13 protein-coding genes, 1 tRNA gene and 1 pseudogene are annotated in these 14,040 nt (G+C 44.7%); 4 read left to right on the forward strand and 11 right to left on the reverse strand.

What is annotated here, in order from left to right; genetic code table 11:
• Positions 1–194: pseudogene (locus AKG43_RS07600) on the forward strand (IS1595 family transposase); the annotation flags it as partial.
• A gap of 20 nt (positions 195–214) precedes the next feature.
• On the opposite strand, the gene AKG43_RS07605 reads toward AKG43_RS07600, so the two are convergent.
• The 6 genes from AKG43_RS07605 to AKG43_RS07630 all read right to left on the reverse strand — a co-directional run bounded on the left by AKG43_RS07605 (position 215) and on the right by AKG43_RS07630 (position 4,972).
• On the reverse strand, positions 215–1,051 hold the full coding sequence (locus AKG43_RS07605) for a crotonase/enoyl-CoA hydratase family protein (protein ID WP_054599971.1): 837 nt from the start codon (positions 1,049–1,051) through the stop codon (positions 215–217).
• A 443-nt stretch (positions 1,052–1,494) separates the two neighbouring features.
• Positions 1,495–1,851 (reverse strand): 50S ribosomal protein L20, encoded by a 357-nt coding sequence (rplT, locus tag AKG43_RS07610; protein WP_054599972.1) that lies wholly within the window; start codon positions 1,849–1,851, stop codon positions 1,495–1,497.
• A gap of 12 nt (positions 1,852–1,863) precedes the next feature.
• Complete coding sequence (gene rpmI, locus AKG43_RS07615; RefSeq protein WP_004284178.1) at positions 1,864–2,061, reverse strand: 50S ribosomal protein L35; 198 nt, start codon at positions 2,059–2,061, stop codon at positions 1,864–1,866.
• A 151-nt stretch (positions 2,062–2,212) separates the two neighbouring features.
• Positions 2,213–2,734: a translation initiation factor IF-3 gene (gene infC, locus AKG43_RS07620; RefSeq protein ID WP_082403024.1), complete on the reverse strand. Its 522-nt coding sequence runs from the start codon at positions 2,732–2,734 to the stop codon at positions 2,213–2,215.
• A 170-nt stretch (positions 2,735–2,904) separates the two neighbouring features.
• Entirely contained in the window at positions 2,905–4,809 is a 1,905-nt protein-coding gene (gene thrS, locus AKG43_RS07625) for a threonine--tRNA ligase (RefSeq protein ID WP_054599974.1), read from the reverse strand.
• 86 nt (positions 4,810–4,895) lie between these two features.
• Positions 4,896–4,972: transfer RNA gene (locus AKG43_RS07630), tRNA-Val, on the reverse strand.
• A gap of 269 nt (positions 4,973–5,241) precedes the next feature.
• Here AKG43_RS07630 and grxB point away from each other — a divergent pair.
• Positions 5,242–5,889 carry a glutaredoxin 2 gene (grxB, locus tag AKG43_RS07635; RefSeq protein ID WP_054599975.1) on the forward strand — a complete coding sequence of 216 codons (648 nt, stop codon included), beginning with the start codon at positions 5,242–5,244 and terminating at the stop codon, positions 5,887–5,889.
• Between the two features lie 72 nt (positions 5,890–5,961).
• Here grxB and ccoP read toward each other — a convergent pair whose 3' ends face one another.
• The 4 genes from ccoP to ccoN are packed head-to-tail and all read right to left on the reverse strand — an operon-like array spanning position 5,962 to position 9,605.
• Entirely contained in the window at positions 5,962–7,326 is a 1,365-nt protein-coding gene (gene ccoP, locus AKG43_RS07640; protein ID WP_082403025.1) for a cytochrome-c oxidase, cbb3-type subunit III, read from the reverse strand.
• 30 nt (positions 7,327–7,356) lie between these two features.
• Complete coding sequence (locus AKG43_RS07645; protein ID WP_054599976.1) at positions 7,357–7,524, reverse strand: CcoQ/FixQ family Cbb3-type cytochrome c oxidase assembly chaperone; 168 nt, start codon at positions 7,522–7,524, stop codon at positions 7,357–7,359.
• 4 nt (positions 7,525–7,528) lie between these two features.
• The gene (gene ccoO, locus AKG43_RS07650; protein ID WP_054599977.1) at positions 7,529–8,140 is read right to left on the reverse strand and encodes a cytochrome-c oxidase, cbb3-type subunit II; all 612 of its coding nucleotides are present in this window, start codon (positions 8,138–8,140) and stop codon (positions 7,529–7,531) included.
• A gap of 28 nt (positions 8,141–8,168) precedes the next feature.
• Positions 8,169–9,605 (reverse strand): cytochrome-c oxidase, cbb3-type subunit I, encoded by a 1,437-nt coding sequence (ccoN, locus tag AKG43_RS07655; RefSeq protein ID WP_197273135.1) that lies wholly within the window; start codon positions 9,603–9,605, stop codon positions 8,169–8,171.
• Between the two features lie 322 nt (positions 9,606–9,927).
• On the opposite strand from ccoN, the gene AKG43_RS07660 reads away from it, so the two are divergent.
• Positions 9,928–11,679, forward strand: coding sequence for a M61 family metallopeptidase (locus AKG43_RS07660; protein WP_054599979.1), 1,752 nt, complete (start codon positions 9,928–9,930; stop codon positions 11,677–11,679).
• A 97-nt stretch (positions 11,680–11,776) separates the two neighbouring features.
• A complete protein-coding gene (locus AKG43_RS07665; protein WP_054599980.1) occupies positions 11,777–12,214 on the forward strand; it encodes a TIGR01244 family sulfur transferase in 438 nt (145 codons plus the stop codon).
• A gap of 164 nt (positions 12,215–12,378) precedes the next feature.
• Here AKG43_RS07665 and AKG43_RS07670 read toward each other — a convergent pair whose 3' ends face one another.
• Complete coding sequence (locus AKG43_RS07670) at positions 12,379–13,947, reverse strand: inorganic phosphate transporter (protein ID WP_054599981.1); 1,569 nt, start codon at positions 13,945–13,947, stop codon at positions 12,379–12,381.
• Between the last annotated feature and the right edge of the window lie 93 nt (positions 13,948–14,040).

Here is a 14,040-nt window from a genome sequence, read left to right on the forward strand (position 1 = left end):
AAAAGTTTGCCGACCGACACAACCATATCAACGGCATTGAGAATTTTTGGAATCAGGCGAAACGTGTCTTGCGCAAATACAACGGAATCGACCGAAAATCTTTTCCTCTGTTCTTGAAAGAATGTGAATTTCGTTTTAACTTCGGGACACCAAAGCAGCAGTTAAAAACTTTGCGGCTTTGGTGTGGTGTTTAGGGCTAATCTACTTCAGCCCCTTAATTTTTAACCTTAACAAACTTATTGGCTTGTCGATGCAACAAATGTGACATCACGTGCAAATCACGCTCAGTCAATTTCAACGCAGCATCTACCCAAATCGTTGTAATATCTATCAGCTCTTTATACGAAACAGGATTACAATAATCTTTCACTTTTCGCATAGCCCGATAACTGTTGGGCGTCTTCTCAACTTTTTCCATATACTGCAACACTGCATCACGTCCGCAACCTTTTTCGGTCAAAATATCTACCACTCCCATTTCAAAAAGCTGCTCGGCAGTATAGATTTTACCGCTCATAATAATTTCTTCAGCCATCCCCGCTCCGACTTTGCGCAACAACATCGAATACGCCCCCATACCCGGGAAAAGGTTAAACATCACTTCCGGCAGACCCATACGGGAACCTTTTTCTGCCACCAAAACATTACCCGCCAAAGCACCCTCAAAACCGCCGCCCAAGGCGTCGCCCGCAACACAATTAATCGTAGTTAACTCTTCACACCCCAAATGAGTCATAACTGCATAAAGAACGTCAATACAATCTGTTGCATAAGCCATTAATGTATCACGATCTCTATTTCTAATTGCCTGAGAAAACAGCTGTAAATCTCCGCCAAGGTTATACACTCCTGTTATAGCAGAAGTTCCTACAATATATCGGTATTTATCTCCGTTCCGTTTCATTTCTGCGCGCACATCGTCAAAATATGCCAGCAAACTTTTTAATAATGTTGACGTAAAACACGGCAAAGGCTTTGCAGCCATTTCAACCCAGTCTGCTTTATATTTTTCATCATATGTTACACACATATGCTGATAGCGATTATTCAACTTAAACCCTTTCTATCCAACACCAGCTATTATTAGGCAATCAACTTAATTTTTAATACAAAGCAATAAGCCGCTCACAGTATACGTCGCACGGAACTGATTCCATTACCGCTTTAGCGGCTTATACAATCGTTCTACTTGGGCCAAGGCGCAGGATTGCCGCAATAAAAATTAAGCTGATGCCATATTGCATATAAATTTATTGTTACAGCATGAATACGCGCAGCTCAAAATCAATTTTATGGTTCGTATAAATACATTCCACCCAAGCCAAGATGTATCAACCTATTTAGCGGAGTAAATTTATTTGCTATATAGATATACTGATGATGACTCTGCGATAAGAAAAGTTCCCGGATCGATTTTTGTTCAACATAAAGGCAGAAAAACAAAATAAAAAAAGGAAACCGAAGTTTCCTTTTTTAAATTTTAGCAAGCAAATATTAAGCTAAAGCTGCTTTGGCTTTTTCTACCAAACCTGCAAAAGCTGCTTTATCGAATACAGCCAAATCTGCTAATACTTTACGGTCAATCTCAATAGCAGCACGTTTCAAGCCATTCATGAATTTGCTGTAAGACAAACCGTTTTCGCGGGCACCGGCATTAATACGAACAATCCACAGTTGGCGGAATTGACGTTTGCGTTGACGACGGTCACGATAAGCGTATTGACCGGCTTTCATTACTGCCTGTTTGGCAACACGATAGACGTTTTTACGACGACCACGATAGCCTTTGGCTAATGCTATTACTTTTTTGTGACGGGCACGTGCGGTAACACCGCGTTTTACGCGTGGCATATTTCAAACTCCTTAAGCGTAGGGTAACATTTTAGCAACAGAAGCCAAATCGCGCTCATTTACCATAGAGGTACCACGCAATTGACGTTTGTTTTTAGTGGTTTTTTTGGTCAGAATGTGACGCTTAAACGCATGAGCGCGCTTCACTCCGCCGTTACCCAGTACTTTAAAGCGTTTTTTAGCGCCCGATTTGGTTTTCATTTTAGGCATGGGAAAACTACTCCATATTATTTATTAGATAAGGCATAAGGGGTTTTAAAACTGTATTTTAAAAACTTGAGACCCAGATACCACGGTTTTTGCCGCAAAAATCAATAATCTTACCCCGTGCGACAACGGGAGCAAGCTTTAAATTATAGCTTTATTTCTTTTTAGGCGCAATCATCATAACCATTTGACGCCCTTCCATTTTCGGAAACTGCTCAACGGTTCCGACTTCCGCCAATTCTTCTTTTACCCGCTCCAGCAGCTGTGCCCCCAATTGTTGGTGAGCCATTTCGCGACCACGGAAACGCAAGGTAACTTTTACCTTATCACCATCTGCCAAGAAGCGGTTGATATTGCGCATCTTGATTTGGTAGTCTCCTTCATCGGTACCCGGTCGGAATTTGATTTCTTTAATTTGCACCTGCTTTTGGTTTTTCTTGGCTTCATCGCGCTTTTTGGCTTGTTGGTATTTATATTTACCAAAATCCATAAGCTTACATACAGGAGGCTTTGCGGTTGGTGAAATTTCTACCAAATCCACGTCCTGTTCCTCCGCCATAGATAAGGCTTCTTTCAAAGAAACCACACCAAGCTGCTCGCCTGAGCCACTGATTAAGCGCACTTCTTTAGCGGTAATTTCGCCATTAATTCGTGCTTCGCGTTCTTGTGCGATGATACTTCTCCTATTAAAAGGTTGATTCAGAAATGTGTTGTTTTAACTAAAATAACACATGATGATTTCAAAATTTTGTGGTTTTCAAACGGCACTACCGAATATTACTCTGTTCATAATTTAATGTTGAAAACCATTGTATGTTCAATATTATATTATCCTAAAACAGCGATTTAAAATTCTGCTTCCAGCTCTTCCTGTAAACGTGCTACAAACTCTTCAATCTGCATACTGCCGAGATCTTCGGCCTTACGGCGTACTGCGACTTTACCGTTTTCTTTTTCATTCTCTCCGACTACGATTTGATAAGGATAGCGGTATTGACTATTGTCGCGGATTTTGTAACCGATTTTTTCATTACGCAAATCAAGCTCTGCACGGAATCCGGCTTCACGCAATTTTTCTACCACTTCACGACAATAATCGGCTTGTTTTTCTGTGATGTTCATTACCACCATTTGAACCGGCGCCAACCATAAAGGGAAGGATCCTGCATGGTTCTCGATCAAAATGCCGATAAAGCGCTCCATCGATCCTAAAATGGCGCGATGCAGCATTACCGGTCTGGCACGGCCATTGTCTTCGGTTACATATTCTGCACCTAAACGTTCCGGCAATACAAAATCCAATTGAATAGTGCCGCACTGCCAAGAACGACCGATAGCATCTTTAATGTGATATTCCACTTTAGGGCCGTAGAATGCACCCTCGCCCGGCAATTCTTCCCATTCTATACCGCAAGCCATCAAAGCATCCCGCAAACCTTGCTCTGCCTTGTCCCAAATATCGTCAGAACCTGCCCGCTTTTCCGGTCGAAGGGATAATTTAACGCTAACGTTATCGAAACCGAATTGTTTATAAACTTTCATAACCAATTCGTTAAACGCTTTGGCTTCTTGGGTAATTTGCTCTTCAGTACAGAAAATATGAGCATCATCTTGAACAAATCCACGCACCCGCATCAGACCATGTAACGCCCCCGAAGGTTCATTTCGATGACAAGACCCGAATTCAGCCAATCTCATCGGCAGGTCACGATACGACCGTAAGCCGTGATTAAAAATCTGCACATGGCCGGGACAGTTCATTGGTTTGACTGCATACTCGCGTTTTTCCGATGCGGTCAAAAACATGTTGTCTTTATAGTTTTCCCAATGTCCGGACTTTTCCCAAAATGATTTGTCCATAATTTGCGGGGTTTTTACTTCGCGATAGCCTGCTTCATCTAACTCGCGACGCATATGCTGTTCGATGATTTGCCATAAAGTCCAGCCACGGGGATGCCAAAACACCATGCCCGGCGCTTCATCTTGAAGATGGAACAAATCAAGTTGCTTGCCTAATTTACGGTGATCGCGCTTTTCGGCCTCTTCCATTCGGATAATGTAGGCTTTTAAGTCTTCTTTAGTGGCCCACGCAGTACCATAAATACGTTGCAACATTTCATTGTTGCTGTCGCCGCGCCAGTAAGCTCCCGCCAATTTGGTTAATTTGACATTCTTTAAGAAGCGGGTATTCGGCACATGCGGGCCACGGCACATATCTACATATTCTTGATGATAATACAAACCCATAGCATCGACTTCAGGCATGTCGTCAATCAGCCGCAACTTATAATCCTCTCCGCGCGCTTCAAAAGTTTTAATGGTTTCTGCCCGAGGCGCCATTACCTTTATCACATCATAATCTTGAGCAATCAGCTCCTTCATGCGCGTTTCGATTTTGGCCATATCTTCCGGCGTAAACGGCTTGTCTGTTGCTATGTCATAATAGAAACCGTCTTCAATTACCGGACCGATTACCATCTTAGCATCAGGATACAGTTGTTTAACTGCGTGACCAACCAGATGTGCGCAAGAATGGCGGATGATTTCCAATCCCTCTTCATCTTTAGGGGTGATAATTTGCACATGTGCATCTGAAGTTATTTTATCGGATGCATCCACCAGTATCCCGTTTACTTTGCCTGCCACGGTAGCTTTTGCCAAACCCGCTCCTATTGACGCAGCCACTTCGGCCACACTGACGGGTTGTTCGAACTGACGGACAGAACCGTCCGGCAAAGTAATATTGATCATCAAGATACTCCAAAACCGACAAAAGGCCTTTTCAGACGGCCTGATAAAATAATAAACAACAAACATAAGCTTGTTGTTATGCAAAATGGTAGGCATGATTGGATTCGAACCAACGACCCCCACCATGTCAAGGTGATGCTCTAACCAACTGAGCTACATGCCTGTAAAGATGTGAATTATATTGGTGTTTGCACGCTTTTACAAGTTTAGGCAGTGTACGAAGGAATGTTGGGAGAAATCATCTCAACATAATATTTCTCTAAAATTTTCAATAACCGTTGATAGGGAAAATCGAGAGAGAAAACACTATAAATGCATATTAATCGTAACCACCATTGCAACTAACCCCAAACTCATTCAACACACAAATGCTGGAGCTTGTATCGGCATTAGCTATAATGTTGATACATTTATCAACAAAGGAATCAGGTTATGAAACTCTATATTTATGATCACTGCCCTTTTTGCGTTCGTGCGCGTATGATTTTAGGCATTAAGGGAATAGATGCCGAACAAATCATATTACAGAACGATGACGAGGACACGCCAATTGGAATGATTGGTGCAAAACAGGTGCCTATTTTGCAAAAACAAGATGGCTCATATATGGGTGAAAGTTTAGATATTGTCCGATATATCGACGGGCTATCAAATGAAGGCCGTCTGAAAGAGGAAATCAGAACAGAAATACAAACTTGGTTAGATAAAGTTAACTCATACTCATCCAAATTAATCCAGCCACGTACTGTTTTGATCGACTTGCCTGAATTTTCCACTCAAAAAGCCATAGATTATTTTGTGCATAAAAAAGAACAAAATATAGGCAGTTTTCAAAACAACTTAGAAAAAACAAATGAATATTTGCAGCAGATTCATCAAGATTTAGTTACATTGGTAGATTTAATTCAGTCTGAACAAGCTTTGAATAAGGAAATAAGCATGGAAGATATTCATGTATTTCCTATATTGAGAAATCTCACTATTGTGAAAGATATCGTATTTCCTGAAAAAGTCGAGAACTATATAAAGAATATGAGCAGTTTAACAGGCATCTCTCTATATACAGAAAAAGCTGTTTAAATAAATCGCTGATGCAAAATTGCCCCCGACCTTAAGAGCGGGAGCATTTTTATTGATAAGCATTACCTATTTTTATTCGACTTTGACATCTACTCGACGACCCGAAGCATCATTACCTTTGGCGGCTGTAATATTTTCAGGTTTTCTCAACTCGATATTTTTTACATCTACGCCTTGAGCTTTCAAAAACGCTTCTACTGCCTGAGCACGCTTTTTAGATAACTCGGCATTAGCTGCCGCATTGCCGGTACTATCGGTATAGCCACTCACAACCAGTTTTTTGCCTTCTTTACCTGCTTTAATTAAGTCCGGCAGCACTTTATCTGCATTGGCTGCAATATCGCTTTTTCCGGTAGCAAAATAGAAAGTAGCAACGGCTTGTCCTGCCTGAGTATCATAAATAACCTCGGCCTTATCCTCTGCCGGAACTGCTTGAGCAGAAATATTAGGGGCAGATGCTTCTACCGGTTGCACAGCTTTGGCTTCTGCTTTTTTATCTGAAGCCGGTTTTCCGCCTTTGTTAGATAATCCCCAAACATAAGCAGTCATAATATGCAGCTTATCTTTATCCAAAAAGTTATCCCATGCCGGCATTTGGTTATGGCGACCGTTGGTAATGGTTTCGATAATTGCCTTTTGGGTTCCGCCCCACAACCATACATTGTCAGTTAGATTTGGGCCCAAACCTTGCACACCTTGACCTTTATCGCCATGACAAGTAAAACAGTTGGCGGGCGCACCGTTAAACAATGCTTTACCTCGTTCGGCACGGGCTTCATCATATTGATCTTTGCCCTTAGATAAAGACATTACATAGTTTGCAACATCTTTAACCCGCTCCTCACCCAAAGCAGGACCCCAAGCAGCCATAATACCTACGCGGCCTTTCTTAAGGGTTTCTTTGATTTGCTCAGGTTCTCCACCCCACAACCAATCGTGATCCGTCAAGTTGGGAAAACCTTTGGAACCTTTTGCATCTGAACCGTGACACTGAATACAGTAAGTATCAAAAAGATTTTTGCCGATGCGTTGGGCTTGGGGATCTTTGGCCACGTCTTCAACAGGCATATTGGCGAACTTAGCATACAGCTTGCCATATTGCTCATCGGCTTTTTTAACTTCTTTTTCATACTGGTTTTGGCTTGTCCAATTCAAATAGCCTTTGTAATCACCCAAGCCGGGATATAGAAATAAGTATACCGCTCCGAAAACCCAAGTGCCTACATAAAGCCAAAACCACCAGCGCGGAAGAGGATTGTTATATTCTTCAATGCCGTCCCACGAATGACCCATGGTTTTAACATCTTCGCCTTTTGGAGGAGCTTTAACTTTATTCTGCGAAAGTAAAAGCCAAGCCAAACCGATAAAGCTGAGTAAAACGATAACGGCAATATAAATATTCCAGAAATTACTGGTAAATTGGGAAGTTGTGTTCATTATTTGCTCCGTTGTCACGGGGTAACTGGGTTAATGCCCGCTTTTATCGTTATCAGGGGTATCGTTATCTTCCATAATGCTGTTGGCAGCATCATCGTAATTACGTTTGTTACGCTTGCTCAATACAATATAAAGAACCAATACGAAACTAATAAATACCCACACCGTAAAAAGCGAGCGAACCCAGTTGATATCCATGATGTTACCTTACATTTTTCAGTGCCAAGCCTAATCCTTGCAGATAGGCAATCACCGCATCAAGCTCTGATTTGTTTTCTAATTCTTGAGGGGCTTTTTCAATTTCTTCATCACTGTAAGGTGTTCCGACTGCACGCAGTGCTTTCATATTGCTAACAGTTGCTTCCACATTAACTTTATTACGAGCCAGCCAAGGGAATGCAGGCATGTTAGATTCCGGCACAACATCACGGGGATTCAGCAAGTGGATACGGTGCCATTCATCTGAATAACGACCGCCTACACGGGCCAAATCAGGGCCGGTACGTTTTGAACCCCATTGGAACGGACGGTCATAAACCGATTCTCCACCCACGGAATAATGGCCATAACGTTCGGTTTCAGCACGGAACGGACGAATCATTTGAGAGTGGCAGTTATAACACCCTTCACGTACATAGATATCACGTCCTGCCACTTGTAGCGCAGAGTATGGTTTTACACCCTTAATCGGTTCGGTAACCGACTTGGTAAAAAACAACGGTACAATTTCGATTAAAAGTCCGAAGCTGATAACCAAGAAAGTGAATACAATCAATACTCCGACTTTTTCTTCGACTAATTGTTGCAATTTCATTTTGGTAGCCTGTCTTTCTTGTATTATTTTAGTGGTGTTGCGCTTGTGAAACGGCAGGAATTTCAGCATCAACCGCTTTGCCGCCGAGAACGGTACGGTAAACGTTGTATGCCATGATCAGCATGCCGCTAAGATACAGCACACCACCGGCAAAACGGATCATATAGAAAGGCATACTGCGTTTTACAGACTCAACAAAAGAGTAAGTTAAGGTACCATCGTCGTTCAATGCGCCCCACATCAGGCCTTGCATCACGCCTGAAATCCACATTGAAGAGATATACAGAACCACGCCGACGGTAGCAATCCAGAAATGCGCCTCAATCAGTTTAATGCTATGCATTTCTTTACGGCCGAACAAACGAGGGATCAGGTAGTAAATTGCACCAATAGTAACAAAGCCCACCCAGCCTAAAGCACCCGAATGTACGTGACCTACGGTCCAATCGGTATAGTGGCTCAAGGCGTTCACTGTTTTGATAGACATCATCGGCCCTTCAAAGGTAGACATACCGTAGAAAGACAGAGAAACAACCAAAAACTTCAAGATAGGATCGGTGCGCAGTTTATGCCATGCACCTGAAAGTGTCATGATACCGTTGATCATACCGCCCCAAGAAGGCGCAAAAAGAATCAACGACAGAACCATACCCAAAGATTGGGTCCAGTCGGGCAATGCAGTATAGTGCAGATGGTGAGGGCCTGCCCACATATAGGTAAAAATCAGGGCCCAGAAGTGAACCACAGACAAACGGTAAGAATAAACCGGGCGGCCTGCTTGTTTGGGAACGAAGTAATACATCATGCCCAAGAAGGCTGCCGTTAAGAAAAAGCCTACCGCGTTGTGACCGTACCACCATTGAACCATGGCATCAATCGCACCTGAATAAATCGGGTAAGACTTCATCATGCCCGAAGGAATGCTGAGGTTGTTTACGATGTGCAGCAACGCCACAGCAAGAATGAATGCACCGTAGAACCAGTTTGCAACATAGATGTGCTTGATTTTTCGGGTGGCGATGGTTCCGAAGAACACAATGCCATAGGCAACCCACACCAAGGCGATCAGGATATCGATAGGCCACTCCAACTCGGCATATTCTTTGCCTTGGGTATAGCCTAAAGGCAACGTGATTGCCGCCAGCACGATAACCAGCTGCCAACCCCAAAAGGTAAAGGCAGGCAGGAATTTGCCGCCGAACAAGCGCACGTTACAAGTACGTTGGACAACGTAATAAGATGTGGCAAACAAACCGCAGCCGCCGAAAGCGAAAATAACGGCATTGGTATGCAGCGGACGGATACGGCCGAAGTGGAACCACGATCCGATATCAGAGAGATTCAGCACAGGAGCAAACAGCTGGGCGGCTGCGATAACGCCGACCAACATACCCACAATGCCCCAAACTACAGTCATGATGGCAAATTGGCGCACCACCTTGTAGTTATAAGTTTGCGTTTCCATAAGGGTCTCCATTAAACATGGCATTTAACACTTATCGGTTTGCTCCGGCTTGCTCATACACACGCAAGATACACCCGATTTTTCTTAATTTAACACCGCCCGTATTTATCATTCATACTCAAATGCGGTTTAACTTTCACATTCTAAATCAAAACCTGTACGACACCAAGTTTAATCGGCAGAATACCGGTTTTGTGCCTGTAAATGCCGGTTGCGTTCCATCATATTTTGTTAGATTATAGATTACCTACATCATCTTTCTTGATTCAGGTCAAACACTTTCAATTAAGAAAAACAAAACTTAACAATCTAAGGCAGTCTCATGCTCCTATATACTATACGCCCGCAAACTTTGTCGCACGAATGGCAGATTTGCCTCAGCTTCGCGCAAAAAAATAACAATCCTTTACAAATCAAACTCCCAAACTGGGTTCCGGGCAGCTATCTTATCCGTGATTTCTCCCGTCACATCGTCAGCATCAAAGCTGTTTGCAACGGAACGCCCCAATCTCTGCGCCAATTGTCTAAAAACTGTTGGCAAACAGAATCTGTGAGCGGCAAGTGGGAAATCTACTACACCGTATATGGTTATGATTTATCGGTTCGCAGTTCGTTCCTTAACCAAGACCGCGGTTTTTTCGACGGTGCGTGCTTGCTGCTGAATGTTTCCGGGTATGAACACCTGCCCCATCAAATTATTTTTAAAGATCTTCCTGATTCGTGGGATATCGCGACCTCGCTTCCGAAAATTGGTCATCACACTTTTCAGACGGCCTCTTATGCCCGGCTGATCGACCATCCTGTTGAATTGGGTTGTTTTGAAACGCTTTCGTTTGACGCCTGCGGCATTGCGCACCGTATTGTTTTGAGCGGGGTTTACCGTGATTTCGACCGTGAAAGACTGGTCGATGACGTTCGTAAGATCTGTACCGCCCAACTTAACATGTTCCCCTCCCCTGCTCCGTTTGAAGAATATCTGTTCCTGCTTCATGTGGGCGACGATCTTTACGGCGGGCTGGAGCATACCAGCAGCACGGCTTTGTTTGCCGACAGGCACAGCCTTCCTTCTTTGAACATGGAGAAACCTTGCGAAAGTTATGTGCAACTGCTGGGGTTGTTCAGCCATGAATATTTCCATGCTTGGAATGTCAAATCCATTAAGCCCGAAGTATTTGCACCTTACCGTTTGGATCACGAAAACTACACCGAGCAGCTTTGGGCGTTCGAAGGCATTACTTCTTATTACGATGATTGGTTTCTGCTGCGCAGCGGCGTGATCGACTCGGAAACTTATCTGAAATTGCTGGCGGCAGGCATAACGCGTGTTCAACTGCACAAAGGCCGTCTGAAACAAACTTTGGCCCAATCCAGCTTTACCGCATGGAACAAATTTTACAAGCAGGATGAAAACAGCCCTAACGCCATCGTTAGCTATTATCAGAAAGGAGCTTTGGCCGCACTGTGTTTGGATTTGTTGATCCGCCAAAAGAGCGGCGGCACCCAAAGTCTGGACACCGTTATGCAGCACTTGTACCGCAACTGGCTCGAACACGGCAAAGGCATTCCCGAACAACAATGGCAAGTGTATTGCCAAGAGATTACCGGCATTGATCTGCAAGCTTTTTTTCAGACGGCCTTATATTCAACTCAAGACTTGCCCTTGGAAGCCTGCCTGAAATATGCCGGCATATCATTAAATTGGCGTGCAGCGCCACGCAGCCACGGCGGCGGCTTACTTAAAGATGCGCCCCGTGCAGACGAGCCGGCTACCGATTTCGGCGCACGCTTCAAGCAAGTTTCAGACGGCATTACCCTTACCCATGTATTCAACGGCGGCAGTGCGGAACAGGCAGCTCTTTGCCCTCAAGACAAAATCATTGCATTAAACGGTTTCGCCTGCACCGCTTTTGAAAAACAATGGTCTCAATTTCAGGCCGGCGAACAAATACAGATACATTACTTTAGGCAGGGCGTATTGCGCGAAACGCTGCTCACCGTACAAAACATTAAGGCGGATACCGCGTTTCTGCATATAGCAGACCTCGTGCTGTTCGACCAATGGCTGAAATCATGAAGCCTTGCGCCCGATATTCAGCAACGCCCGGAGTCCATCCATATATTTTCAGACGGCCTCACCCCACAACCTGAAACCAACCTCAGAAAGGCACGACATGGCAATCCGACAACTCGCAAACCGGCTGTATGTTTCTCCGCAGTTAACCCAAACAGATATTCAGAACGCCGCCGACCTCGGCATTCAAAGCATTATCTGCAACCGCCCCGACGGTGAAGAAGACGGCCAACCCGCTTTCCAACAAATCAAACAATGGTGCGAAGCAGCAGGCATCCGGCATGTTGTTCATCAGCCGGTGGTTGCTCCGTCTATTAACCGGCAAGATGTTGACCGTTTCCAAGACTTATTGGCAGAAGCACAACAGCCCGTATTAGCTTATTGCCGCACCGGCACGCGCTGCTCTTTGCTTTGGGCTTATCATCAAGTGGCTGAAGGCATGCCGGTAGCTGAAGCCGTGTCGGCGGCCAAACAGGCCGGTATTGATCTGACCGCTTTTGAAACCCGCTTGAACGAAGCCGCCGCAGGTTCTATGTAAGCCTGCGAGCAAATAAAAAACGGAGTCTGAAACCGGACTCCGTTTTTCAATCATTACAGCAATCATATATTTATCTGATTCAAACTTAATAAAATTGCTCCAAAACAGTTTTTTCAGACGGCTTTAAGAGCCGATACTCTGAGGCCTTCTGAAATATCGTTTGCTTATCCGAATACGCTGCGCAGCACCAAGAAGCAGACAACCGATAACACCGCCGCCGCAGGAAGGGTGATTATCCATGCCAAACCGATCGGCTTCATCAACGCCCAGTTGGCATTGCGGTTAACCAAACCGATGCCCAACACCGCACCCACCAAAATGTGGGTACTCGACACCGGCAAGCCCATCAACGAAGCAAGCATAACAACCGATGCGGCGGCCAGCTCGGCAGCAAAACCGGAAGATGGGTGCATTTCCGCCAAACTGGTTCCCACGGTTTGAATCACTTCTTTACCGATAAACCACAAACCTACAATCAAAGCGATACCGAAAGTCAACATGGCCACAGGGGGAACGGGAGCTTGGGCTCCGATGTCTCCGGTACGCAATACATCCATAATAGCCGCAAACGGGCCGATGGCGTTGGCGATATCGTTGGCACCATGGCTAAATGCAAACCCTGCGGCGGTAAACACCTGCATCCAGCTGAATATCAGAAAAGTTGACTTGCCCAAATCTTTACGCTTCAACGTTTTGGCATAGATAAACGTAGCCATCCAAATAGCCGCACCAATCATAAAGATGGTGAGAAAGCTACCCACATTGCTCATACCCAATTCGAGATTCTTCAAACCTTTGAAAATCAGCATCGCCGCAATCATCATGCCGCCCAAAGAAGCGATAATCGGCACCCACGAATGCAGGGCTTTATAAGCATCGATGCTGTTTTTGCGGTTATCTATTTCATATAAGCCTTTGTAGTATAAAGACTCAAGCTCATTGGGATCTAAATCGGATTCGCCGTAAATCTGCGCATCGCGCGCCATAGCCGTGGCACATTCGATTTTGGCGGCTTCATCCAAACTTTCAAAATACAGGCGGTGCTGGGCTTTATAAGCTTTCTTTTCCTGCTTGATGGATTTTAAGTTTTCTTCGGCTGCATAGTTGTAATCCAGCACATGTTTTTTTATTTGTGAAAACAGAATGAAAGACACCAAGCCGCCTAAAACGGGAGAAAGCACCCAAGAGATGGCGATTTCAGCAATGTTGTCCCATTGAACCAATGCAAACGCATTGCTGCCGCCGCTCATCACACCCAAACACAGCGCACTGCCGACGATGCCGCCGATAATCGCGTGGGTTGTCGATACCGGCAAACCTTTCTTGGTGGCAAACAGCAGCCACAAAGCGGCAGCCAGCAGAGCCGACATCATGATGTATACAAACTGCATCGGCTCCAAATGCATCTGGTTCAGATCGATGATGCCTTTGCGGATGGTGTCGGTTACCTGCCCGCCGGCAATCACGGCGCCGCTCACTTCAAAAATCGCGGCAATAATCAAAGCTTGCGGAATAGTCAGCGTTCCGGCGCCCACACTGGTGCCGAAAGAGTTGGCAACATCGTTACCGCCGATGTTGAACGCCATAAACACACCGAAAAAAGTAGCCAGCAGAAACAGCGAGGTATGGCTTTGGTTGGTATAACCCAACCCCCAAAAGATAAAATAGCCGACCATGCCCAACAGCAAGGCGGCAAATGCAAAATTGATTTTCTGTATAGATGGTGAGTTCATATAGATTGTGAACCTCGCTGTTTACATTAACAATAAAACGGAACAATAACCGTTGTAAATATTCCCGCCCATTCAAACGGTAACTGCCGAGCG

Origin of the sequence: Neisseria sp. 74A18 (assembly GCF_001308005.1) — a bacterium.
Classification (GTDB): Bacteria; Pseudomonadota; Gammaproteobacteria; order Burkholderiales; family Neisseriaceae; genus Neisseria; species Neisseria dumasiana.